Genomic DNA, 23,817 nt, shown 5'->3' on the forward strand with positions numbered 1-23,817 from the left:
GCGCAGCAAGGTGAATCCACCGGCGCGACGCGAATTCCACCATCCCCGTGCGCATGGATTCAGCCAGTCTTCGGGCGTTGCCATCGAGCGGCAGATCGATCGCCTCACCCGAGGTATCCACCCTCATGCACGCACCATCTCCGCTGCACCGTCCCGGCGAGCCAACAGGACGAGGGCGGCTGCGCAGATCACCGCGCGACCGGTCAATGGCTGGATTCGTGGCAGCGATAAAATGTAAACTCACCGGTATAGTCTGAACCGCGAAGCGCATGGCATGGCGCTCTGCGTGTGGCCAGGACGGCGGCCGCCAGCTGCTGCGGCAGTGCGGCTGACCTGTGGCACAAGACACCCCCGTCACGATGCAGTATCAGTCCTCCCCCGAATTGCCGGACTGCACCCCGGCCACGCCCATTCCCCGTACAAGCCAAGTTCTGGAGTCCTCATGAAGTCCCCGTCACTGCGCACACCCCTGTTGTGCCTGAGCCTGCTGGTGTTGGCTGCCTGCGGCCGAGGCAAGGAGCAGGGGCCGCCGAAAATGCCGCCACCGGAAGTCGGCGTGGTCCGGGCGCAGCCGCAGAGCTCGCCGCTGACCCGCGATCTGGTCGGCCGCCTGTCCGCCTACCGCAGCGCCGACGTGCGCGCACGGGTGCCCGGGGTGCTGCTCAAGCGGCGTTACGACGAAGGCACCGACGTGAGGAAAGGCCAGTTGCTGTTCCAGATCGACCCGGCGCCGTTGCAGGCCGCACTGAACGCCAGCCTGGCCTCGCTGGCACAGGCCCAGGCGACCTACACCAACAACAAGGTTGCCGCCCAGCGCATGCACGAACTGGCCCCCAGGGGCTATGTGTCGAAATCCGACGTCGACAATGCCGATGCCGCCGAACGCACCGCCGCCGCCGCGGTACAGGTGGCCCGCGCCAACGTGCAATCGGCGCGGATCAACCGGGGCTACGCCAACGTGACTTCGCCGATCGACGGCCGCGCCGGCCAGCAGCAGGTCACCGAGGGCGCGCTGGTCGGCAGCGGCGAGGCCACCTTGCTCACCACGGTCGACCAGATCGATCCGCTGTACGTGAACTTCACCATCGGCGCGGACGTACTGGAACAGCTGCGGCGCGCACAGAGCCGCGGCAGTGTCACCCTGGCCGATCCGGACAAGACCAGCGTCCAGGTCACCCTGCCCGATGGCAGCATCTACGCCGAAAAAGGCACGCTGGACTTCTCCGCCGCGACGGTCGATCCGTCCACCGGCTCGGTCAACCTGCGCGCCACGATTCCGAACCCGAAGCACAGCCTGCTGCCGGGCATGTACGTGACCCTGAAGGCCAGCCTGGGCCAGCAGCACAAGGTGTTCCTGGTGCCGCAGGCCGCGGTGCAGCGCGATACCGCCGGTGCCTACCTGATGACGGTGGGCACGGATGGCAAGGTCGTGCGCAAGGACGTCAGCACCGGCGAAATGATGGGAGGCAATTGGGTGATTACCGACGGCCTCAAGCCAGGCGACCAGGTGATCGTCTCGGGCGTGCAGAAGGTGAAGGCCGGGGCTCCGGCCAAGACCAGCCCGTGGCAGCCCGCCTCCGCCAGCGGATCGTCCGCGCCCGACGCTCCGGGCGCCGCCCCGGCCAGCAAGTAACGGAGCGCAGCGCATGCCGAGTTTCTTCATCGACCGCCCGATCTTCGCCTGGGTGCTGGCCATCCTGATCTCCCTCGGTGGCGTCCTGGCCATCCTCAACCTGGGCGTGGAATCGTATCCATCGATCGCCCCGCCACAGATCAACGTGAGCGCTTCCTATCCCGGCGCCAGCGCGGACACCACCGAGAAATCGGTCACCCAGGTGATCGAGCAGCAACTGACCGGCATCGATCACCTGCTCTACTTCAGTTCGTCTTCTAGCGACAGCGGCTCGGCCAATATCACGCTGACCTTCGAGAGCGGCACCGATCCCGACATCGCCCAGGTGCAGGTGCAGAACAAGGTCAGCCAGGCCACCCCGCGGCTGCCCTCGGAGGTCAACCAGCAAGGCGTGGTGGTGGCCAAGTCGAACTCCGACTTCCTGATGGTCGTGGCCTTGCGCTCGAACAATTCGGCGACCGACAGCGGCAAGCTCAACGACATCGTCGCCTCGCAGGTACTCGACCAGATCGCCCGCCTGCCGGGTGTCGGCAGCACCCGCCAGTTCGGCGCCGAATACGCCATGCGCATCTGGCTGAATCCGAAGAAGCTGCAGGGTTACGGCTTGTCCGCCAGCCAGGTGCTGGCCGCGGTGAGGGCGCAGAACGTGCAGTTCGCCGCCGGCTCGATCGGCGGCGACCCGGCCCCGGTCGACCAGGGTTTCACCGCCAGCGTGACCGCCGAGGGCCGCTTCACCACACCCGAGCAATTCCGCGGAATCATCCTGCGCGCGAACAGCGACGGCACCACGGTGACCCTGGGCGACGTTGCCAGGGTCACGTTCGGGCCCGCCAGCTACGGTTTCACTACCCGCTACAACGGTGACCCGGTCGCCGCCTTCGCGGTCCTGCTGACGCCCGGCGCCAATGCCCTGAACGTGGCCACGGCGGTGCGCGGCAAGATGGATGAACTGGCCCCCAGCTTTCCGCAAGGGGTCAGCTGGTTCAGCCCGTACGACACCACCGGCTTCGTGAAGATCTCGATCGACGAGGTGGTGAAGACGCTGGGCGAAGCGGTGTTCCTGGTGTTCCTGGTGATCCTGCTGTTCCTGCAGAACTTCCGCGCCACCATCATCCCGACCCTGGTGATACCGGTCGCGCTGCTCGGCACATTCGTCGGCATGCTGGTGCTGGGTTTCAGCATCAACCAGCTGACCCTGTTCGGCATGGTGTTGTCCATCGGCATCGTGGTGGACGACGCGATCGTGGTGATCGAGAACGTCGAACGCATCATGACCGAGGAGGGCCTTTCGCCAAAGGAAGCCACCCGCAAGGCGATGGGCCAGATCACCGGCGCGGTGGTGGCCATCACCGTGGTGCTGGCGGCGGTGTTCGTGCCCTCGGCGCTGCAACCGGGTGCCACCGGCATCATCTACAAGCAGTTCGCGCTGACCATTGCCGCGTCGATGGGCTTCTCTGCCTTTCTGGCCTTGTCGTTCACACCTGCCTTGTGCGCCAGTTTCCTGCAGCCGGAGCACGAAAAGAAGAAGAACATCGTCTTCCGCACCTTCAACCGCGTTTTCGACTGGACCACGCGGACCTATGTGGGGCATGTCGGTGGCGCGGTCAGGCATGCACCGCGCTGGATGCTGGCCTTCGCGCTGATTGCGGCACTCGGCGGCTTCCTGTTCACGCGCCTGCCCGGCAGTTTCCTGCCGGAAGAGGATCAGGGCTACGCGCTGGCAATCGTGCAACTGCCACCCGGAGCGACCATCCTGCGCACCAACCGGGTGCTGGACCAGCTGCGCGCGATCATCAGCAAGGATCCTTCCGTGGAAGGCATGATGCAGATTGCCGGCTTCAGTTTCGTCGGTTCCGGCGAGAACGTCGGCATGACCTTCATCCGGCTCAAGGACTGGAGCAAGCGCAAGGTCACCGCGGAGCAGTTCATCCAGCGGACCAACGGCGAGGTGCAGCAGGTACGTGATGCACAGATCTTCGTGATCAACCTGCCCACGGTCCGTGGCCTGGGCCGGTTCGGCGGTTTCGACATGTACCTGCAGGATCGCTCCGGTGCCGGCCGCACCGCGCTGGCCAACGCACGCAACCTGCTGCTGGGCAAGGCGGCACAAAGCCCGGTGCTGACCAGCGTGCGGCCGAACACGCTGGAGGATGCACCGCAGTTGAAGCTCAACGTGGATCGCGTGCAGGCCCAGTCGATGGGTCTGTCGGTGGGCGATGTCTACAACGCGGTTCAATTGATGCTCGCACCGGTCTACGTCAATGACTTCACCTATGGCGGCCGGGTCAAGCGGGTCCTGATGGAAGCCGATGCGCCGTTCCGCAAGGGACCGGACATGTTGCAGAACATCTTCTCGCCCAGCAGCACCCATACCCTCGGCGACGGCACCCCGGCGATGATCCCGCTGGCCAGCGTGACCAGCCAGCAATGGACCACGGCCTCGCCATCGCTGACCCGCTACAACGGCTACTCCTCGGTCGAGATCGTCGGCTCGCCGGCACCGGGGCATGCCTCGGGCGAGGCGATGGACGCCATGCAGAAGATCGTCAACGACGACCTGCCCAAGGGTTTCGGCTACGACTGGACCGGCCAGTCCTACCAGGAAATCCTTTCCGGCAACGCCGCCACCCTGCTGATGGTGCTGTCGATCTTCATCGTGTTCCTGGCGCTGGCGGCCTTGTATGAAAGTTGGTCGATTCCGGTCGCGGTACTCCTGGTCGTGCCACTGGGCATGCTCGGTGCCGTGGTGTTCACCCTGCTGCGCGGCCTGACTGACGACATCTACTTCAAGATCGGCCTGATCACGGTGATCGGCCTGGCGGCGAAGAACGCGATCCTGATCGTGGAGTTCGCAGTGGAGCAGCAACAGCACGGCAAGACCCTGCGCGATGCCGTGGTCACCGCTGCCCGGCTGCGACTGCGACCGATCCTGATGACCTCGCTGGCCTTCATCCTCGGCGTGTTCCCGCTGTTCGTCTCCACCGGTGCCGGCGCCAACGCACGCCATGCGATCGGCACCGGCGTGATCGGCGGCATGCTGTTCGCCACGTTCTTCGGTGTGTTGCTGATCCCGGTGTTCTACGTAGTGGTGCGCAAGCTGCTCGGCGACCGCCTCGACGGTGACGCGCCGCCACCGTCCCTGCAGGGCCCCAACGGCATGCAGCCGTTCGATTCGGATCCGCGACGAGGACAGTGAAGCGAGGAGTGAGTGTGGAGGAGTGAGAAACGAGTAAGGGCAATCGCAAGAGCTCGCCGTCGCTGCACGCACTCACAACAAAAAGCCCCGGCTCGATGCCGGGGCTTTTGCTTTGAAGCGATCCGAAAGTGCCGTGGAGAGAGGAGCGCCGCACGCCGCTCTCTCTCGTTTCTCACTCCTCCACACTCACTCCTCGTTCCTCTCCGCTCATTCCTCGCCCCCTCAGCGCAGTCCCGTCTCCGCCCGCGCGATCACCATCCGCTGGATCTCGCTGGTGCCTTCGTAGATCTCGGTGATCTTGGCGTCGCGGAAGTAACGCTCCAGCGGCATTTCCTTGGAGTAGCCCATGCCGCCGTGGATCTGCACTGCCTGGTGGCTGATCCACATCGCCGCCTCGGAGGCGGTGAGCTTGGCGATCGCCGCCTCGGTGCCGAAGCGACCGCCGTGCTTCTCGGTCTCGCCCTTCAGCCAGGCCGCGCGCAGGGTCAGCAGGGTCGCCGTGTCGAGCTTGCACTTCATGTCGGCGATCTTGGACTGGGTCATCTGGAACGTGCCGATCGGATGGCCGAACGCCTTGCGATCGCGCACCCACTGCAGGGTCGCCTCGTAGGCCGCCCGCGAGATGCCCACTGCCTGCGAGGCGATGCCGATGCGGCCGGCGTCGAGCACGCCCATCGCGATCGAGAAGCCCTTGCCCTCCGGACCCAGCAGGTTTTCCTTGGGGCAGACGTACTCGACGAACTCGATCTCGCAGGTCGCCGAAGCGCGGATGCCGAGTTTCGGTTCGGTCTTGCCGGTATGGAACCCGGGCAACTGGGTGTCGATGATGAAGGCCGACACGCCCTTGGCGCCGATGCCCGGCGTGGAGATCGCGAACAGCACGATGTAGCGAGCCACCGGGCCGGAAGTGATCCAGCTCTTCTTGCCGTTGATCACCCAGTCCCCGTTCTCGTTCTTGCTGGCGCGGGTATGCATCGCCGAAGCATCCGAACCGGACTGCGGCTCGGTCAGGGCGTAGGCGCCGATCGCTTCACCGGTGGCGATCGCACGCACGTACTTCTGCTTCTGCTCCTCGTTGCCGTGCTTGAGGATGCCGTTGCAGAACAGCGAGTTGTTCACCGACATGATGGTCGAGGTGGCCGCATCGGCCGCCGCGATCTCGATCATCGCCAGCACATAGGCGATCGGATCCATGCCGGCGCCGCCGTAGGCCTCCGGTACCTCGATGCCCATCAGGCCCAGCTGGCCCATCTCGCGGATGTTCTCGAGCGGGAATTCCCCCCTGGCGTCGAGTTCGGCCGCCACGGGGGCGATGCGCTTCTGCGCGAAATCGCGGGCGATCGCCTGGATCGACAACTGGTCTTCGGTGAATCGGAAATCCATGAGTTACTCCCGGCGCCGCGAACCGGCGGCTGATCTAGACAAAACCGTTGGCCACTGGCCAGCCGCCTATTGTAGCGGCCCGCGACCGCCACGTCCCCGACAGCCCGGATGAAACCGGTCTGCTATGGCGCTTGACGCCTCGGCAAACCGCCGCCAGACTTGTTATCTCTCTATCGCGATAAAAGGATGGCATGGCATGTCCCCAGCCTCGAAAGCACTCCTGCCGAGCCACCGCCAGAGCGCCTCCTGATGGATCTGGCGATGGCTTCCAGCGTGCTGCGGCTGCTGGCCGACCCCACCCGGGTGCGCCTGCTGGCCCTGCTCGAACATGAGGAGCTCACCGTGGCCGAGCTGGCCGCGGTACTGCATCTGGCGCAGCCACGGGTCTCCACCCACCTGGCCAAATTGAAGGAAGCGGGCCTGGTGCGCGACCGCCGTGCCGGCGTGTCGGCCTATTACCGCGCCAACAACGACGGCAACGAGGCCCAGCACCGCCTGCTCGGTTCACTGCGCGAAAGCATCGAGGACGCGCTGCTGCGCGAGGACAACGCCCGCCTGCCCGACGTGCTGGCCAATCGCGCGCGCGAGGAAGGCTGGGCCGACACCGTCGCCGGCGACATGGAACGCCACTATTCACCCGGCCGCACCTGGGAGACGCTGGCGCGCTCGCTGCTGCAATTGCTGGCCACCGGCGATGTGCTGGATATCGCTTCCGGCGACGGCATCACGGCCGAACTGCTGGCGCCGCATGCGCATTCGATCGTCTGCGTCGACTCCAGCGAGCGCGTGGTCGAGGCCGCGGCCAAACGTCTGCGCACCTTCACCAACGTGCAGGTACGCCAGGGCGACATGCATGCGCTGGACCTCGGCGAGCAACGCTTCGACCTGGTGCTGATGCTGCACGCACTGACCTATGCCGAGCATCCGACCCGGGCCGTGGCCGAAGCCGCGCGTCTGTTGCGGCCCGGTGGCCGCCTGCTGGCGGTCACCCTGGGCCAGCACGATCACCGCACCGCGGTCGAGCCGTTCGACCACCGCAATCTCGGTTTCAGCGAAAAACAGCTGGACGGCTACGCCCGCGCCGCCGGCCTGGAGGTACTGAGTTGCGTCCGGCTCAGCCGCGAGCGCAAGGCACCGCATTTTGAAGTGATCAGCCTGCTGGCGCGCAAGCCGGCCTGACGCTGATTCCATCGTTTCACGAGGACGTCCGATGAGTACCCTGCCCTGGCTTCACCCCGATCGCGTCGCGCTGCTGGAGCAGGCGCTGCGCCGACGCATCCTGATCCTCGACGGCGGCATGGGCACCATGCTGCAGGGACACGAGCTGGACGAGGGCGGATTCCGTGGCGCGCGTTTCGAGCATGGCCACGACGGCCACGCCGAGTTTCACGACAACCACGCCCATCCGGGCGGCTGCGACCTCAAGGGCAACAACGACCTGCTCACGCTGACCCGGCCCGACATCATCCGCGGCGTGCACGACGCCTACCTCGAGGCCGGCGCCGACCTGATCGAAACCAACACCTTCAACTCCACCCGCATCAGCCAGGCCGATTACAAGTTGCAGCACCTGGCGCACGAGCTGAATCTCGAAGGCGCGCGACTGGCACGCGCCGCCTGTGACGCGATGACCGCGAAGACACCCCACCAGCCGCGCTTCGTGATCGGCGTGCTCGGCCCGACCAGCCGCACTGCCTCGCTGTCGCCGGACGTCAACGATCCGGGCTTCCGCAACGTCACCTTCGAGGAACTGGCCGAGAACTACACCGAGGCCGCCAACGGCCTGATCGACGGCGGTGCCGACGTGATCATGGTCGAGACGATCTTCGACACGCTGAACGCCAAGGCCGCCCTGTTCGCGCTGAGCGAGCTGTTCCACCAGCGTGGCGCGCGCGTGCCGGTGATGATCTCCGGCACGATCACCGACCGTTCCGGCCGCACCTTGTCGGGACAGACCGCCGAGGCGTTCTACTATTCGGTGCGCCATGCACGGCCGCTGTCGGTGGGCTTCAACTGCGCGCTCGGCGCGGACGACCTGCGTCCGCACATCCAGACCCTGTCCGGCATCGCCGAGAGCTACGTCAGCACCCATCCGAACGCCGGCCTGCCGAACGCGTTCGGCGAATACGACGAATCCCCGGAGCACATGGCCGAGGTGATCGGCAGCTTCGCCCGCGACGGCCTGTTGAACCTGGTCGGCGGCTGCTGCGGCACCACCCCGGCGCACATCCGTGCGATCGCCGCGGCCGTACGCAACCACCCGCCTCGCGCTCTACCATCGCTCGACGCGGAGGCGGCATGACCGCCGCCCCCTCACCTCAATCCTCTCCCCGCAGGGGAGAGGAGGCCAACGCAAGAAGCCCGTCACCATGAATACGCGTCATACCCGCCTGTCCGGCCTCGAACCGCTGGTGATCACGCCCGATCTGCTGTTCGTCAACGTGGGCGAACGCACCAACGTCACCGGCTCGGCGCAATTCAAGAAGCTGATCAAGGAAGACCGCTACGACGAGGCGGTCGAGGTCGCCCGCCAGCAGGTTGCCAACGGCGCGCAGATCATCGACATCAACATGGACGAGGGCCTGATCGATTCCGAAGCGGCGATGACCCGCTTCGTCAACCTGATCTCCTCCGAGCCGGACATCGCCCGCGTGCCGTTCATGATCGACTCGTCCAAGTGGACGGTGATCGAGGCCGGCCTGCGCTGCCTGCAGGGCAAGGGCATCGTCAACTCGATCTCGATGAAGGAAGGCGAGGCCGCCTTCCTCGAGCAGGCGCGCAAGGTGCAGCAGTACGGCGCCGCCGCGGTCGTGATGGCGTTCGACGAGCAGGGCCAGGCCGACACCTGCGAGCGCAAGGTGGCGATCTGTTCGCGCGCCTACGAGCTGCTCACCACGCAGCTCGACTTCCTGCCCGAAGACATCATCTTCGACCCGAACATCTTCGCCATCGCCACCGGTATCGAGGAGCACAACAACTACGCGGTGGACTTCATCGAGGCCACCAGTGAATTGAAGAAGCGCTTCCCGGACTGCCACATCTCCGGCGGCGTCTCCAACGTGTCGTTCTCGTTCCGCGGCAACAACATCGTGCGCGAGGCGATCCACTCGGTGTTCCTGTTTCACGCGATCCGCGCCGGCATGGACATGGGCATCGTCAACGCCGGCGCGCTGACGATCATGGACGACATCGACCCGCCGCTGCGCGAGCGCGTCGAGGACGTGGTGCTGAACCGTCGCGACGACGCCACCGAGCGGCTGCTGGAGATCGCCGACAACTACAAGGGCAAGCGCGGCGCTGCCGTGGTAGAGACCCTGGCCTGGCGCGACAAGCCAGTGCGCGAGCGGCTCAGCCATGCGCTGGTGCACGGCATCGACCAGTACGTGGTCGAGGACACCGAGGAAGCGCGCCAGCTGTCGACGCGGCCGCTGGACGTGATCGAAGGCCCGCTGATGGACGGCATGAACGTGGTCGGCGACCTGTTCGGCGCTGGCAAGATGTTCCTGCCGCAGGTGGTGAAGTCCGCCCGCGTGATGAAGAAGGCGGTAGCCTACCTGCTGCCGTACATCGAGGCGGAAAAGCTGCGCACCGGCGACACCGGCAAGAACAACGGCAAGATCATCATGGCCACGGTCAAGGGCGACGTGCACGACATCGGCAAGAACATCGTCGGCGTGGTGCTCCGCTGCAACAACTTCGAGGTGATCGACCTGGGCGTGATGGTGCCGGCGCAGAAGATCCTGGAGACCGCGATCGCCGAGAACGCCGACATGATCGGCCTGTCGGGCCTGATCACGCCGTCGCTGGAGGAAATGAGCCAGGTCGCCCGAGAGATGCAGCGGCGCGACTTCCACATCCCGCTGCTGATCGGCGGCGCCACCACCTCGCGCGCGCACACCGCGCTGAAGATCGAGCCACACTACAAGGCCGGCACGGTCTGGGTGAAGGATGCCTCGCGCGCGGTCGGCGTGGCGCAGTCACTGGTGAGCAAGGACCTGGTCGAGGACTTCCTGGCCAAGGTGCGCGCCGACTATGCCGACGTGCGCGAACGCCACCGCAACCGCGGCCCGGGCAAGCAGCTGGTGCCGCTGGAGAAGGCCCGCGCGCAGCGCTTCCGCTGCGACTGGGCCGCGTACCAGCCGCCGCAACCGAAGCAGCCCGGCGTCAGCGTGTTCGACGATTACGACCTGGCCGTGCTGCGCCCGTACATCGACTGGACGCCGTTCTTCCAGGCATGGGAACTGGCCGGCCACTATCCGGCCATCCTCACCGACGCGGTGATCGGCAGCCAGGCCAGCGAGTTGTTCCGCGACGCGCAGGCGATGCTGGACCGGATCATCGACGAGAAGTGGCTGAGCGCCCGGGCCGTGATCGGCCTGTGGCCCGCCGCCAATATCGGCGACGACGTCGAGGTCTACACCGATGCCAGCCGCAGCGAACGGCTCGCCACGCTGCACAGCCTGCGCCAGCAGGCCGACAAGCCGATCGAGCGGCCGAACCTGTGCCTGGCCGATTTCATCGCCCCGAAGGAGTTCGCCAGGCCGGACTGGATCGGCGGCTTCGCGGTCACCGCGGGCATCGGCATCGAGCCGCACCTGGCGCGCTTCGAGGCCGACCACGACGACTACTCCTCGATCATCCTGAAGGCCCTGGCCGACCGTCTCGCCGAAGCGTTCGCCGAGCACATGCACGAGCGAGTGCGCAAGGAATTCTGGGGCTTCCAGCCGGACGAGGCGCTCGGCAACGACGAGCTGATCGCCGAGAAATACCGCGGCATCCGCCCCGCCCCGGGCTACCCGGCGTGCCCCGAGCACACCGAGAAAGCCACCCTGTTCGAACTGCTCGACGTCACCCGCAACACCGGCATCGAACTGACCGAAGGATTCTCGATGTACCCCGCGGCCGCCGTCTCCGGCTGGTACTACTCGCACCCGGACAGCCAGTACTTCGTGGTCGGACGACTCGGCAAGGAACAGGTCGAGGACTATGCCCGGCGCAAGGGCTGGAGCCTGGCCGAGGCCGAACGCTGGCTCGCCTCCAACCTCGACTACGACCCGGAATAGCACCAGGACTCCGTGGGAGCGACTTCAGTCGCGATGCTTCTGCTCTGAGCCATCCAAGGGCAAAGGCATCGCGGCTGAAGCCGCTCCCACAGTATTCGCTCCTGCAAACAAGCCTCGCCCTCAGGCGGTGATGTCGCCGGTGATGCTGTTCTTGCGGTGACGCAGATGCACGACGAGGTTGTAGACCGAGACGAAGACCGGGAAGAAGTTCGAGAGGATGCCCACCGAGTCGTTCTTGCCCACGATGAAATACGCCAGCAGCAGCGCGCTGCCGAACACCGACAGCCACCAGAAGGCCAGCGGCATCACCACCCGCTTGTACTTGCGCGTGTAGTACAGCTGCACGAACCAGCGGCTGGTGAACATCAGGGTGCCGGCATAACCCACGGCCTTCCACGGCGTCAGATGGAACTGCTGCAGCGCATGGAGGATCGAGGCCAGATGAGTATTGAGGAAGTCCATGGCGGCCATTTGCGTGTGTGAAAGGTCCGCAAGTCTAGCAACCCGGCCGGAAAAGCACGCCGGCTCCATCAAAGGCATTGACCCGCCCACCGGCTACCCCTAAAATTGCGCGTTCTCGGCGGGCGGTTAGCTCAGCGGTAGAGCACTGCCTTCACACGGCAGGTGTCACAAGTTCGATCCTTGTACCGCCCACCACTAGATGCAACGACTCAGGCCGCCTCGCAAGGGCGGCCTGAGTCGTTACGAGTGCACGGCAAGTGCACGAGGGGGGCCACCCGCGTTCGCCGATGGCACCTCTCGTGTTTTATGATTGAGAGCCCGGGTGTCGGTGCCGGAAAAAGCGACCAAGCGCATCCTCCAGATGCCTTTTTTTCGTCTGCGCCCGCGCCACCGACCGCACCGCAAATGCACAACTCCACCGCGTGTCCAGGAAAGCCGGTGCGCGACTCCGCCGCCAACAGCCAACCGATGGCCTGGCCGCTGCCCTCCCGCCCGCATCGGCCCGCCATCTTCCGCGGCGAAGGGCTGGTAACCGGCTTAGGATCCGCCTGCCGTACGGGCGACGGTTCCGACGACGGGTGATGGCTGCGCTCGAGTTCGCCGCGCCAGCGTGGCAGGGCATCGGGGTAGCTGGTCTGGACATAGGCAATGAGGCCTTCGCGCACACGGCAACGCAGATCCCAGTTGCGGCTGGAGTCGGTGGGGCTGACCAGGCGCGCAATTGCATTGCGCGGTCGCTGGCGTCGGTGACCTGCAGCAGGCAGACGCGGCCGTCCCACTCATCCGCTTCGCTGCACAAGCGCCTCAGCTCCTCGCGCAGTGCGTCCACCGGCACGCAGAAGTCCAGCCACAGGAACACCGTGCCGATCAGCTGTGCACCGGTGCGTGTCCAGTTCCGGAAGGGATTTTCGATGAACCAGTTCAACGGCAAGATCAGCCGCCTCTCTTCCCAGATGCGCACCACTACCTAGTGGCCGGTAATCTCCTCGATCCCGCCCCATCCGCCTTCGATGATCACCACGTCGCCCAGACCAGCGCGATCTGCAGGCCCGCCAGCAGATTGCTCAGCGCCACCTTCGCCGCCAGACCCAGCACCAATCCGGCCACGCCGGCCGAAGCCGGCAGGCTGGTGCCGACCTGGCGCACGCCGGGGGTGGTCATCAGGATCACCCCCATGCCGATCACGACCACGAGGACGTCCGCGGTTCTCCCGAACACTTTCACCCGGGTCAGCGTCACAAGTTCATTCGCCATACGCGCAGTCTGTGGAAATCCATGTCGACATGACGCCGTTGTCCAGTGCCGCCTGGTGCTTCGGTTTCCTGACGAAACAGACCAGCAGGAACCAAGGGTCACCCTTTTCCGGTCGATCAGCACGAAAAAAGACGTTTGCTTCGTATATCCAGACTCGAATTACACCTGATCTTCGAGCACGAGTCGGAGCTTCTCTTCCTTGCCGGCGTGCCTCACGGTCAGTTCGATCGCGGTGCGGGGCTCGGCCTTGAATCGCTCGCGAAGATCCGACAACGCAATCTTCGTCGCAGGGACGCCATTGACGGCGACAATCTCGTCTCCGATGACCAACCCGGCCGAACTTGCAGCGCTGTGTGCCGCGACGTCGTCGACGGAAACAGCGCCGTTGCGACCTCGTGACATCCAGATGCCGGCGCGATCGAATACCTCCCTCGACGAAGCCGACGCGTTCGGTTGCAGCCAGAGAAGCCGATGGCGATAGTCGAAAGTGATCTTGAAGCGCTTCAGAATGTCGCCGCCGATATTGCCGGCCGTATGGCTGGATGCCGCATCGCCCCCGGTTCCAGTGGTGAATTCCGCGACCGGGGCATCGAGCGTGACCTGGCCGATGCGGAGTTTCCCCAGCCGCGCGAGACGCGCCCGTTCGGGTCCACCGATGCCATAGGAAATCGTCGTTTCCGGCGTCGCGCGATATTGGTGCATCAGGTCATGGTTCCGCGCAAAGGGACCCATGATGACGAGGCCTGTGCGCGCTCCCGTATCCAATTCGAATTGGCCGGAAATGCCATCGATGGCCGCCTTGACGAGCGGGCTGTGAAAATGAAATGAAAAGGGTATCGCCGGAACGCCCGCAGGCGGATGGAAAGTGCCCGGCTTCCGGAATATGAGTTTGCGATTCGCATAGTCGACAGTCAGCACCGTTCTCTTGGCAAACTCATATCCGACAAGTCCGCTTGCATCCGCGTCTTCGACACGCAGAATCGGCGAGAGATCGACGACACCGAAGACCTGATTGCGCAAGGTGAGGCCGCCGATCGAGATGCTCCCGACTTTCGCCAAGCCGTACGAAGCGACCTTGTCGCCGATCCCCTGGGCGGGAAGCGCGCCGGACATGCCGATCGCGAGCGCCTTCGCATGTCCGGCGTCGAGAATATCCGTCGCCCCGGTATCGAAGATCATCCTGACCGGCGGCTTCCCATCAATGGATGCCCGCAGGTAGATGTGGTTGTTGAGCAGTTCGAACGGCACTGTCACCGACGTCTTCCCCTCCGGCCAACGGGCAGGGTCGGCGGTCGCCTCAGGCGGGGCGAAGCGGCGCGCAGGGAGGGGACCGGTCAGTTCGGCCTTCGTCACCTCGTAGACCATGTCAAAGCGCTTTGCATTCGCCGTTCTCTGAATAGTCCGGAACGGCAAAAAAATGGCACCCACCTTCCGCCAGTCGGAAAAAATGAAGGTGTGAGCTTCTTCGCCGCCGACCTGAACCTCACGCGCGATGAGATGGCTATTCGCATTGATCCACAAGTCGAATGGATCGGTTCCCCTTGGCGTAATCCTCACTATATCGAACGTCTCGCCACCGGCTGAGCGCTGGCCGAGGAATGCTCTCGTCGCCGAAACCCGGTCAGGGAAAAAGAACGCGAAGGTGTCCCGGTAGGCATGCTGAATCGCCGCCGCGATCGAACCGTGGCTTGTCTCGATACGGACATCCCTGGAAGAATCGATGCTCCAGAACCGTTTGCCATCCCAGCCCTGCCCGCCCGAGGAAGGGCCGAGTTCGAACATGCTGGTTTCCCGCATGCCGCGGAGATCGATCCAGTCGTCGAAATTTCCACTTAACCCGTTCGCAACAATCCTGCCATGCAGGTGGAGGCCATTTGCCCGATCCCATGCGGAGCCGCCACTGGCTTCTTTCGCCGCAAGGATGATCTTGTCCGGACGGTCCCCGGCGAACGCGGTGGATGCTCCACCCAGCAGAACGAGCAAGGCAAGCAACGGAAGGACGGTGGTCTTTCTCATATCGATTTCCCGAACTTCGAGGGTCCGGCCCGCCGGCCCGCACCCTCAGGATATGGCCAACGAAATTCGCTTGTGAAGGAGTGCCCCCAGATACATCGCAACGATGCCTGTCAGCAGATGAGTCACCTGCACCACCCAATGCCAGGCGCCCGGCAACAGCAGCATCTGGATCGCGCCGACAATCGGCACGGCGAGGCTCCAGATGAAAACGAACGCGACGAGCCTCCGATTCACACCCGCCTTCAGACCCAGAATCGACAGCACCCACAGACAGACGACGAATAGCAGGCCGATAGCCGCATGCACCGGGATCAAGCTCGATGCGTGGCCAGTCCAGAACGCGATGCCGAGCAGGACAAGAGCAACGCCCGCGACCCCGAGCAGCACGCGAACAAGCTGTGCAAGAGTATTCATTTTCATGCCAACTCCAAAGATTTTATCCGACCGGGCTTCGGCGAGCTCAGTGCCCGGAAGCAAGCGCGTCCCGCATCAGTTCGGCGGCGACCGCACCCGTGTCAAACACCATGAACGACGATGTGACTTTCCCGTTTTCGACGGTGTGCCATTCGCTCACCGGCATCGCGGCAATGCCATTTGGGGTGCGGACGACGAGTTCGTACAACGTCGACACGTTCGTGCCGTCTTCCCATTGCTGCAGAATGCGAATTGCCTTGACGTACCTGGTCTTGGCCGCAGCGCCGGAAAAATAGGACTGCCTGCTTCCATGGCCCCGCTGCAGTGGCGCCTGGAATGAAAATTCGTCGCTGGCCAGAAGCCGGGCATGTTCGATGTCACCGGACATGAAGGCATGCAGGAACTCGGTCACGATCCCCGCAGGGGTATCCGCAATTGGTGGTCTCTCCATACGTCGTCCCACGATAAGAGTACACTGTACTCTTAAACTCTATGGTGCAGGGAGTACGCTGTCAAGCGATGTCACGCCCCAAATCCCTCAACCATTCGGACATTGCCTGTGCCGCGCTCGCCGTCATGGACCGTGACGGCTTGCCCGCGCTTTCCATGCGGACGGTCGCGACCCAACTGGGTGTCGGCACGATGTCGCTTTACCGTTACGTCAAGGATCGCGAGGAGCTGGAACGGCGTGTCGTGGAACTGGTATTGGGCGAAGTGGATCCGGTCGTGCCTGCGGAAAAATCATGGCGCGAACAGATCACCTGTATTGTCGAACGCATCCGCCATGCAGTGATTGCTCATCCTGCGACGGTGCCGCTATTCATCGCACATCGCCACGCTTCTCCTTCGATCAGGCGCTGCTCCGAGGAGCTGCTGCGCGCCTTGACCAGGGCCGGTTTCCGCGGAACGCCACGGGTGATCGCCTTACGCATGCTGGTCAGCTACGTGAGCGGTGCGCTTCAGGCACAGCATCTTGGTGCGCTGGACGGCCAGGGCACCATGGTGCTGGCCAGCCTGTCGCCCGATGACTATCCGTTGCTGGCTGCAACGGCACGCGCCGCTCTGCAGGTTGACCCCGACAAGGAATTTTTTGGGGGCCTGCAAATTGTTTTCGATGGTCTCGCCCAGAATCTTGCCAGCACGAAGCCGCGCTGAATGCGGCGCGTGCGCCTCGTTCGTGGGACCCGCCGCCGGCCCTTGGTCACGATCGACGAGGGTCACGCTCGGCGCGGCAAATCCAGGTCTTCGCCTGCAGCAAATTTTTCCGGCAATCGCGCTGCTCGCTGGCCACGGCGAGCCAGGCTCGCGCTGATGTTCCCGCACCGTCCGCTCCCGCACTTCCGGAAAGCATCTCGTTGCCGTTCACATTGCTCCATCCTCTCGAGGGTTGGAGCACCCGGGGAAACCCGGCGGGATTCGCACCGCAGGAAAGTGATACTTTCAAGATCACAACTCGTTCCGTCGACGATCCGGCACACGATGAACCTCGTGGGGGATCGGCCGCGGCGGCTCTCGTTTGAATGACTGCGAAGGGTCGTCAGCCCCGGAGGGCAGATTTGCCTTCGTCACCATTCTCCTCGACCAGTGCCTGCTCGGTCAGCAAGGAGAGAAACGTACTGCGCTCGCGTCGGTAGTCCGGATCGAAAGGTCCACCGATGGCGGCCTTGTGCATGACGTGGTGACTGGCGCTCAGGGCCGCGAACGTTCCTGCATCACCACGCAGGTACTCGCCCGGCACGCAATCCACCTGCGCATGCCTGGCCCAGAAAGCCGGCTCCGCCGGCAGTGTCATGAACTCTTCCTCCCAGCGCAACTCGCCCGCCAGGGCGCCCAGACAAGTCCGCGGGTGCGCCTTGTCCCAGCCCGGCCGGAAGCCGATGAGCCAGGCCGGCACGGCCTGCGGCGGCATCGGCCGCGCCAGCGCGTAGCCCTGCCCGAAATCCGCCGCCAGGATCGATGCGGCCTCGATCAGGCCGGGCGACTCCAGTCCCTCGACGACGACCTCCAGCCCGAGATCGTGTCCGATCCGGATCAGCTGGCGGATGAAGCGCAAGGTACTCAATGGCTCGCGCCTGACCTGCGTGACTATCGCCTGGTCGATCTTGACCCGGTCAAACGGCCATTGGCGCAGGCGGATGAGCGAACTGTAACCGGCACCCAGATCGTCTTCGACCAGGCGCACGCCGAGCGCCTTCAGCGACTGCATGCCGGACTCGGCCAGCAGCACCGAATGCTCGGTACCGATCGGTGATTCCAGGATTTCGAACAGCAGGGCCGCGGCCGGGCACGTGCTTGCCGCGATCGCCGTGGCTGCCGTTTCGGCATAGCGGGAATCCTCCAGCGCTGCTGCCGGGGCATTCACCGACATGTCCAGCGTGTGACCCGCCTGCCGCAGTGATTCCCGGCACGCCATGGCTTGCGTGAGACCCTGGCGGAACAGCGCGATCAGGTCGTCGGCACCCAGCGCCGGAAGGAACCGGGCCGGCGCCAGCAAGACACCGTCCTCGTCACGCAATCGGGCCAGCGCCTCGAGCTCGCCGACCCGACCATCGGTGAGCCTCACCACGGGCTGATAGTGCATCTCGATCGCCTCGGTGGCGACCAGCGCCCGCCAGCGCTCGCGCATGAAGAACGGCAACAGCTCGGTGCCCTGCCGGGGTGGCGCCAGACGGGCCAGCGCGAGATCCAGCACGGTCTTTATCTGTTCGACGAATGCCTGCTGGTCCTCGCTGTGGAACCCTCCGGCATACGGACTGTAGAGGGTGAGCACCACCGCGGGCTGGAGCGGCAGCGGGCACAATGGAATGGCCACGCTGGAAACCACGCCGAGACTGGCTGCCATATCGCGCCAGGCGAGCATCGCCGGGTCGCTGCCATAGTGCGCGCAGCGGTGAATGCGGGCCGTACGCCACGCGCGGCCGCTGGGCCCGTCACCTTCCATCCCGCTCTGGCTGACCCGGATCGGCCGTGCATGGCCGGCAACCAGTGCGCGCAGATATTCCGCAAACGCCGCGCCCGCCACGGCTTCATAGGTCAGGTAGCCCGACTCGTCCGGACGTCCCGCGGCGCAGGCCATGATCTCCTCGTGCGACGCGAGGATGTCGACCGCGCCCTGAATGAGCTCGAGGTAACCCTCCGCCGACCAGGCAATCGCATTGAGCCGGGCCAGCAGCGCGACGCGGCGACGCTGCAGCTCGCGCATGCTCTCGAGTTGCCACTGCCGCTCCATGCCGAGTCGTTGCAAGACGATGGACAGCGCCTTGCGATCGCCATGGGCAAGCGCGCCGAGGGCGGTCGCAAGGATGTCGCGCAGCAGTTCGATCGCTTCCAGCAGCCATACCTCCTCCAGGCCGCAGGCGGCATGGAAAAGCCCCGAGCGCTTCGCCTTGCTGCGGTGCGCAGCCACTTCGAGATGCGGATCCAGCAGGATCAGCAGGTGCTGTGACAAGCGATGCTTGAAGGCGTCCACGTCAGCCGCCGGGATCGCGCCCAGCAGCCGTGCGATCCCTTCCTTCAGCAGCAGCCCTTCATAAAAGCTGTCCGCGACTCCAGGCATCTCTGCCTGCCACGCCTTCAGGCATATGGCCAGCCTCGCCGCGGCGCGCTCGCCGTAAGGCGGCATCGCGGAGGCACCCGCGTGCTCGACTGCCGGCTCGGCCGCATCGCTGGGAAGTGCCACCGCCCACCAGCGGGACCGCTGCCGCTTGTCCGCCTTGATCTGGTACATCGCCTGATCCGCGCGCCGCAACAGTTGTTCGCCGCTGGCATGGGCATGGATCGAATACAGGGCGATCCCCAGACTGGCCGCCAACGGAAAACTCGCGCCTTCCATGGTCATCGGCCGCCGCAGCGATTGTTCGACGCGATCCAGCAGCGGCTCCAGATCGTTTTCGTGCTCGAGATCCTCGAACACCAGCACGAACTCGTCGCCGCCCAGGCGTGCCACGTAGTCCTCCGAGCGCAGCGCCTCGCGCAACCGCGTCGCCAACTCGACCAGCACGCGGTCGCCGGCCGCATGCCCGTAGCGATCGTTGATCGGCTTGAAGTCGTCCATGTCCAGCAGCCCGACGGCGACCAGGCTCCGATGCCGTTGCGCCCGGGCCAGCGCATGTTCGAGGTGATAGTCGAGTGCCCGCCGGTTGGGCAGATCGGTCAGGGCGTCATGCAGCGCCAGATACGTCTGCCGCTCCTGTTCCTGATACAAGGCATGACGCTGCTGGTGTTGTCTCAGCGCAAGACCCGCGGCTTCGGCTATTTCCTCCAGCAACTGGTGCATGTCGGCATCGAAGGCATCCGGCTCGGTGGTTGCCACCAGAAATACCGCAGCTGGCGTACGAATGGCCGTGGTTTCCTCGGCCGGTTCGGAAAAAACCGGCCAGCAGCCGATCGCGCCCACCCGCGTCAATGGCTCCGTACGCCACACCTCCGGTTCGTCCGGATGGCCGGATGGCTGCACCCGTACCACCGGCAAGGCCTGCGTGAAGGTCAGCGTGGGTGCCGACAGGGAATGAGCGTCCGGCTGGATCGGTGGCTCGGGCAACGCACGCATCGCTTCGGCCATCGGGCCGGCCAGGGCGACACGACGCAAGACCGTGCCTTCGGCGACATAGACGTCCACGGCCACCGCGCCGGCCACATCGACCAGCGCATGCGCCAGGGTGAAGAAAACCGCATCCGGATCGGGCTGATCGAGCATCGCCCGCTGGATCGTCCTCTGCGCATCCCGATAGCGGCTCAAGCGCAGATTGCGTTCAACCAGAGCCTGGTCATCCCAGAACCGGGCAAGTTCGTCGACGAGCCGCTGCGCCCAGTCCAGCAACTCGTCCGTCAGCGCGGGTCCGTCCATGTGCGAATAGGCAACCAGGACCAACTGACCGCCATCCGATGTCCCCGATGCCGCTGCAATGCACGAACCCAGTCCATGACGCAGGGCCGCCTCGCGCCATGGCGCAAATTCCGGTGAGTCCAGTGTCGCCACCCTGGCGCGCCCCTCGCGCAGGACGATGCCGACCGGGCCGCGCCCGCCCGGTTCGCGGGCATCGTCGCTTACCCGCAGCGACGATGCGTAGTCCGCGGCGGGTCCCGCCGCCGTCAGCTCCAGTCGTGATCGCCCCGGCTCACGCCGTCCGATCCATACCAGGGGCAGGTCCATGGTGATCGCGAGAATACGAGCCACCTCGACCAGCGCCAGGCGGCGGTCGTAACCAGGGGCCGCATGCAGCAACGTCAGCGTCTCGGCCACACTCTCGTAGAAGTGCTCGCGCAATTCGCTACGTGGCCATTCCTGCCCCTCCATCGCACCACCTCCCGGCAGCTTCGCCCCCAGGACCGATCATGCCTTGTTCTGCAGCGAGACACCGCCACCCGAACCCGACTGAGCGCGTCCGTCCAGGGTCTGTCACATGCGCAGTCCCGATCGACCACCGCACCGCAACAAGTGACCCATGTTCCGCAGGATAGTCTCAATCATCTTCCACTTGTTCGCCGTGGGGAGAAACCGCGCTGGTCAGCAAACGCAATCCCCTGGCCAATACGCTCCGGCCGCTCACCACCGACATTCATCGGCCGCCCTCACGTGCCCCCGCACGCCCGGGCGCGCCGGAGCATCAGTTCGCGCTCGCGCAGATTCCGGGTCAATGCCGCCGCACGTTCGAATTCCGGCCGGGCCTCGTCGAGACGACCGAGCCGGGCCAGCAGGTCGCCGCGCACGACCGGCAGCAGGTGATAGCCCCGCAAGGCCGGCTCGTCGATCAGCGTATCGACGATGCTCAGGCCGGCGGCCGGGCCGAACGCCATGCCGACGGCGACCGCACGATTCAACTCGACGATGGGCGACGGTGCCACCTGCGCCAGCGCTGCGTACAGCGCCGCGATGCGCTCCCAGTCGGTATCGGCAGCGGTCAGTGCGCGCGCATGGCAGGCGGCAATCGCGGCCTGCAGCGCGTAGGGGCCGAGCGCGCCGCCCAGCTTTTCGGCATGCTCGAGCGCCGCCAACCCGCGACGGATCAACAGCCGGTCCCATAGCGCACGGTCCTGGTCGAGCAGCAGGATGGGTTCGCCACGCGAGTTCACCCGCGAGTGCGTGCGCGAGGCCTGGATCTCCATCAACGCCACCAGGCCATGCACCTCCGGTTCCCGCGGCATCAGTCCGGCCAGCACGCGGCCCAGACGCAGGGCGTCCTCGCACAGCGCCGGTCGCATCCAGTCGTCGCCCGCCGTGGCCGAATAGCCCTCGTTGAATATCAGGTAGATGACGCCGAGTACCGCCGAAAGCCGGCCGGCGAGCTGCTCGCCCCGCGGCACTTCATACGCCACTTCGGCCTTCGCCAGGCTGCGCTTGGCGCGGACGATGCGCTGCGCGATGGTGGCCTCGGGCAGCAGGAACGCCCGCGCGATCTCGTCCGTGCTCAGCCCGCCGAGCAGGCGCAGGGTGAGCGCCACACGTGCCTCGACCGAAAGCAGCGGATGGCAGGCGGTGAATATCAGCCGCAGCAGGTCGTCGCCGATCGGATCGTCCAGCGCGGCCTCGACCGCGGAGACCTGCTGCTCCTGTTCGGCCTCGAGCTCGTGCATCAACTGCGCGTGCTTGCGCTCGAGCAGCTTGCTGCGCCGCAGCCGGTCGATCGCGCGTCGCTTCGCCGTCGTCATCAGCCAGGCGCCGGGGTTGTCCGGTACGCCCGATTGCGGCCACTGCTCCAGCGCGATGACCAGCGCATCCTGCGCCAGCTCCTCGGCCAGGCCGACGTCGCGCAGCATGCGTGCGAGGCCCGCGATGAGCCGGGCCGACTCGATGCGCCAGACGGCGTCGATGGCGCGATGGGTGTCGGTGGCGGTCATGGCACCTGATCACACCACCGGCGTCGCCCCGACGCAAGGCCGATGCCGGCGACCGCTCCCTTCAACCGCAACGATGCACCGACCCGACGTACCTCACACGGCCGCGAGCAGGTGCCGCCACGAGCCCGTGGCGGGACTGCCGTCGCCATGCCCGTCCGGCTCACCGGTCAGCGCACGCTGCAACTCCGGCGGAAAGTCGGCGAATTCCTGTACCTGGCGCACCTCGATCACCTCGTTGCCCGCCGCCGGGCAGCGCGTGGCCCAGGCGATGGCGTCCTCACGCGAGGCCACCTCGATCATCCAGTAGCCGCCCAGCACGTCCGACACCCCGTCGAACGGGCCGTCGATGACGGTCGCCTCACCGCCGGCGAAGGAGACCCGCGCGCCCGCCGACGGCGGATGCAGTCCATCCAGCGCCACCAGGACCCCGGCTTCGTGCAGCCGCTGGTGGTAAGCCGCCATCTCGGCCACGGCCTCCGCGTCCGACCGGGTGTCCGGCGTGGCGTCCCCGTCGTAGCCGGGGATCAGCAGCAGCATGAAGCGCATCGGTTATTGCCCCTTCTCGCAGTTCACCATCCACGACACGCCGAACCGGTCGACCACCATGCCGAAGCGCTCGGCCCAGAAAGTCTGCTCGAACGGCATCTGGATGGTGCCGCCCTCGGCCAGCGCCTTGAAGATGCGCTCGCCCTCGGCCACTGTGTCCACCGCGATCGACACGGAGCAACCGTGGATGCCGTGGTACGGCCGATCCGGCGGGCAGTCGGATGCCATCAGTACCTGGTCGCCCACTTCCAGCCGCACATGCATGATCCAGTCGCGCGTTTCCGCCGGCGTGTTCCCGGCCCCCGGCGCTTCGCCGAAACGCATCAGCATGGCAATCTTGCCGTGCAGGGCCTGGGCGTAGAAGTTGAACGCGGCCTCGGCCTTGCCGTCGAAAATGAGATAGCTGTTCAGACGCATGATCTTTCCTCGGGTTTGCTGTGGAGTGGACGCAGCAGCGTTGCGTTTCGTGACTCGATCGCGCGGGTTGCCACGAGGATCTCAGGGACCGCCGTGTCGTGCCGCTTCGTCGCGTTCAGCTCCTGGCGGCGATCTGCGCCCGCAGCCGTTCTTCCTGCTCGCGCAGCTCGGGCGTGAATTCCTCGCCGAAATCCTCGGGCTCGAACACCGGGCGGATCTCGATTTCGGAGTCACCCTCGAACGGGTTCGGGCAGCGCCTCACCCAGGCGATCGCCTCGTCCATCGACTTCACCTGCCACAGCCAGAAGCCGGCGATCAGCTCCTTGGTTTCGGCAAACGGTCCGTCGACCACCATGCGCGAGCTACCGGAGAACTGCACCCGGACGCCCTTCGCACTGGGCTGCAGCCCTTCGCCCGCCAGCATCACGCCGGCCTTGACCAGTTCCTCGTTGAACTTGCCCATCGCGGCGAGCAACTGCTCGCTGGGCATCACGCCGGCTTCCGATTCCCGGGTGGCCTTGATTATCACCATGCATCGCATCGTCGGGTCTCCATGTCGGGGGTTGGACCGGCGGCGCCTTTCCCGCCGGTTTCAT

18 protein-coding genes and 1 tRNA gene are annotated in these 23,817 nt (G+C 65.4%); 8 read left to right on the top strand and 11 right to left on the bottom strand.

The features are described from left to right. Nucleotides 1–442: 442 nt before the first annotated feature. Complete coding sequence (locus ACFPPA_RS11700) at nt 443–1,633, top strand: efflux RND transporter periplasmic adaptor subunit (RefSeq protein ID WP_377320030.1); 1,191 nt, start codon at nt 443–445, stop codon at nt 1,631–1,633. A 13-nt stretch (nt 1,634–1,646) separates the two neighbouring features. After that, nucleotides 1,647–4,829 (top strand): multidrug efflux RND transporter permease subunit, encoded by a 3,183-nt coding sequence (locus ACFPPA_RS11705; protein WP_377320032.1) that lies wholly within the window; start codon nt 1,647–1,649, stop codon nt 4,827–4,829. A 222-nt stretch (nt 4,830–5,051) separates the two neighbouring features. On the opposite strand, the gene ACFPPA_RS11710 is transcribed toward ACFPPA_RS11705, so the two are convergent. Beyond that, entirely contained in the window at nt 5,052–6,212 is a 1,161-nt protein-coding gene (locus tag ACFPPA_RS11710) for an acyl-CoA dehydrogenase family protein (RefSeq protein WP_377320034.1), read from the bottom strand. A gap of 249 nt (nt 6,213–6,461) precedes the next feature. Here ACFPPA_RS11710 and ACFPPA_RS11715 point away from each other — a divergent pair, with 249 nt between their 5' ends. From ACFPPA_RS11715 to metH, 3 genes are all read left to right on the top strand, one after another. Next, entirely contained in the window at nt 6,462–7,391 is a 930-nt protein-coding gene (locus ACFPPA_RS11715; protein ID WP_377320699.1) for an ArsR/SmtB family transcription factor, read from the top strand. A 31-nt stretch (nt 7,392–7,422) separates the two neighbouring features. After that, a complete protein-coding gene (locus ACFPPA_RS11720) occupies nt 7,423–8,514 on the top strand; it encodes a homocysteine S-methyltransferase family protein (RefSeq protein ID WP_377320036.1) in 1,092 nt (363 codons plus the stop codon). A gap of 67 nt (nt 8,515–8,581) precedes the next feature. Next, entirely contained in the window at nt 8,582–11,275 is a 2,694-nt protein-coding gene (gene metH, locus ACFPPA_RS11725) for a methionine synthase (RefSeq protein ID WP_377320038.1), read from the top strand. Nucleotides 11,276–11,395: 120 nt separating this feature from the next. On the opposite strand, the gene ACFPPA_RS11730 is transcribed toward metH, so the two are convergent. Then, the gene (locus tag ACFPPA_RS11730; protein WP_377320040.1) at nt 11,396–11,737 is read right to left on the bottom strand and encodes a lipid-A-disaccharide synthase N-terminal domain-containing protein; all 342 of its coding nucleotides are present in this window, start codon (nt 11,735–11,737) and stop codon (nt 11,396–11,398) included. Nucleotides 11,738–11,857: 120 nt separating this feature from the next. On the opposite strand from ACFPPA_RS11730, the gene ACFPPA_RS11735 reads away from it, so the two are divergent. Together ACFPPA_RS11735 and ACFPPA_RS11740 are read left to right on the top strand one after the other, a co-directional pair. Then, a tRNA-Val gene (locus tag ACFPPA_RS11735) sits at nt 11,858–11,932 on the top strand. A 386-nt stretch (nt 11,933–12,318) separates the two neighbouring features. Beyond that, a complete protein-coding gene (locus tag ACFPPA_RS11740; protein WP_377320042.1) occupies nt 12,319–12,708 on the top strand; it encodes a hypothetical protein in 390 nt (129 codons plus the stop codon). A gap of 43 nt (nt 12,709–12,751) precedes the next feature. Here ACFPPA_RS11740 and ACFPPA_RS11745 read toward each other — a convergent pair whose 3' ends face one another. From ACFPPA_RS11745 to ACFPPA_RS11760, 4 genes are all read right to left on the bottom strand, one after another. After that, entirely contained in the window at nt 12,752–12,991 is a 240-nt protein-coding gene (locus ACFPPA_RS11745) for a hypothetical protein (RefSeq protein ID WP_377320044.1), read from the bottom strand. Between the two features lie 159 nt (nt 12,992–13,150). Further along, nucleotides 13,151–15,007: an aspartyl protease family protein gene (locus ACFPPA_RS11750; RefSeq protein ID WP_377320046.1), complete on the bottom strand. Its 1,857-nt coding sequence runs from the start codon at nt 15,005–15,007 to the stop codon at nt 13,151–13,153. A 45-nt stretch (nt 15,008–15,052) separates the two neighbouring features. Then, on the bottom strand, nt 15,053–15,427 hold the full coding sequence (locus tag ACFPPA_RS11755) for a hypothetical protein (protein WP_377320048.1): 375 nt from the start codon (nt 15,425–15,427) through the stop codon (nt 15,053–15,055). A 40-nt stretch (nt 15,428–15,467) separates the two neighbouring features. After that, complete coding sequence (locus ACFPPA_RS11760; RefSeq protein ID WP_377320050.1) at nt 15,468–15,833, bottom strand: nuclear transport factor 2-like protein; 366 nt, start codon at nt 15,831–15,833, stop codon at nt 15,468–15,470. A 107-nt stretch (nt 15,834–15,940) separates the two neighbouring features. Between ACFPPA_RS11760 and ACFPPA_RS11765 the strand changes: the two genes are divergently transcribed. After that, nucleotides 15,941–16,576: a TetR/AcrR family transcriptional regulator gene (locus tag ACFPPA_RS11765; RefSeq protein WP_377320052.1), complete on the top strand. Its 636-nt coding sequence runs from the start codon at nt 15,941–15,943 to the stop codon at nt 16,574–16,576. A gap of 382 nt (nt 16,577–16,958) precedes the next feature. Here the strand turns inward: ACFPPA_RS11765 and ACFPPA_RS11770 are convergent, their stop codons facing one another. From ACFPPA_RS11770 to ACFPPA_RS11790, 5 genes are all read right to left on the bottom strand, one after another. Then, nucleotides 16,959–20,717: a diguanylate cyclase domain-containing protein gene (locus tag ACFPPA_RS11770; protein ID WP_377320054.1), complete on the bottom strand. Its 3,759-nt coding sequence runs from the start codon at nt 20,715–20,717 to the stop codon at nt 16,959–16,961. Between the two features lie 275 nt (nt 20,718–20,992). Next, nucleotides 20,993–22,258: an RNA polymerase sigma factor gene (locus ACFPPA_RS11775; RefSeq protein WP_377320056.1), complete on the bottom strand. Its 1,266-nt coding sequence runs from the start codon at nt 22,256–22,258 to the stop codon at nt 20,993–20,995. Between the two features lie 93 nt (nt 22,259–22,351). Continuing rightward, nucleotides 22,352–22,804: a YciI family protein gene (locus tag ACFPPA_RS11780; RefSeq protein WP_377320058.1), complete on the bottom strand. Its 453-nt coding sequence runs from the start codon at nt 22,802–22,804 to the stop codon at nt 22,352–22,354. Between the two features lie 3 nt (nt 22,805–22,807). After that, nucleotides 22,808–23,221 (bottom strand): VOC family protein, encoded by a 414-nt coding sequence (locus ACFPPA_RS11785; protein WP_377320060.1) that lies wholly within the window; start codon nt 23,219–23,221, stop codon nt 22,808–22,810. Between the two features lie 115 nt (nt 23,222–23,336). Next, complete coding sequence (locus ACFPPA_RS11790) at nt 23,337–23,762, bottom strand: YciI family protein (protein WP_377320062.1); 426 nt, start codon at nt 23,760–23,762, stop codon at nt 23,337–23,339. Between the last annotated feature and the right edge of the window lie 55 nt (nt 23,763–23,817).

The sequence above is a fragment of the Rhodanobacter ginsengisoli genome (assembly GCF_042657065.1).
In the GTDB taxonomy this organism is placed as follows: Bacteria; Pseudomonadota; Gammaproteobacteria; order Xanthomonadales; family Rhodanobacteraceae; genus Rhodanobacter; species Rhodanobacter ginsengisoli.

Coding starts and splice junctions, on each gene's coding strand:
- ACFPPA_RS11720 (WP_377320036.1), top strand. CDS start 7,423: ATGAGTACCCTGCCCTGGCTTCACCCCGATCGCGTCGCGCTGCTGGAG.
- ACFPPA_RS11740 (WP_377320042.1), top strand. CDS start 12,319: ATGGCTGCGCTCGAGTTCGCCGCGCCAGCGTGGCAGGGCATCGGGGTA.
- ACFPPA_RS11705 (WP_377320032.1), top strand. CDS start 1,647: ATGCCGAGTTTCTTCATCGACCGCCCGATCTTCGCCTGGGTGCTGGCC.
- ACFPPA_RS11745 (WP_377320044.1), bottom strand. CDS start 12,991: ATGGCGAATGAACTTGTGACGCTGACCCGGGTGAAAGTGTTCGGGAGA.
- ACFPPA_RS11715 (WP_377320699.1), top strand. CDS start 6,462: ATGGATCTGGCGATGGCTTCCAGCGTGCTGCGGCTGCTGGCCGACCCC.
- metH (WP_377320038.1), top strand. CDS start 8,582: ATGAATACGCGTCATACCCGCCTGTCCGGCCTCGAACCGCTGGTGATC.
- ACFPPA_RS11710 (WP_377320034.1), bottom strand. CDS start 6,212: ATGGATTTCCGATTCACCGAAGACCAGTTGTCGATCCAGGCGATCGCC.
- ACFPPA_RS11700 (WP_377320030.1), top strand. CDS start 443: ATGAAGTCCCCGTCACTGCGCACACCCCTGTTGTGCCTGAGCCTGCTG.
- ACFPPA_RS11755 (WP_377320048.1), bottom strand. CDS start 15,427: ATGAAAATGAATACTCTTGCACAGCTTGTTCGCGTGCTGCTCGGGGTC.
- ACFPPA_RS11790 (WP_377320062.1), bottom strand. CDS start 23,762: ATGCGATGCATGGTGATAATCAAGGCCACCCGGGAATCGGAAGCCGGC.
- ACFPPA_RS11770 (WP_377320054.1), bottom strand. CDS start 20,717: ATGGAGGGGCAGGAATGGCCACGTAGCGAATTGCGCGAGCACTTCTAC.
- ACFPPA_RS11750 (WP_377320046.1), bottom strand. CDS start 15,007: ATGAGAAAGACCACCGTCCTTCCGTTGCTTGCCTTGCTCGTTCTGCTG.
- ACFPPA_RS11765 (WP_377320052.1), top strand. CDS start 15,941: ATGTCACGCCCCAAATCCCTCAACCATTCGGACATTGCCTGTGCCGCG.
- ACFPPA_RS11730 (WP_377320040.1), bottom strand. CDS start 11,737: ATGGACTTCCTCAATACTCATCTGGCCTCGATCCTCCATGCGCTGCAG.
- ACFPPA_RS11785 (WP_377320060.1), bottom strand. CDS start 23,221: ATGCGTCTGAACAGCTATCTCATTTTCGACGGCAAGGCCGAGGCCGCG.
- ACFPPA_RS11775 (WP_377320056.1), bottom strand. CDS start 22,258: ATGACCGCCACCGACACCCATCGCGCCATCGACGCCGTCTGGCGCATC.
- ACFPPA_RS11780 (WP_377320058.1), bottom strand. CDS start 22,804: ATGCGCTTCATGCTGCTGCTGATCCCCGGCTACGACGGGGACGCCACG.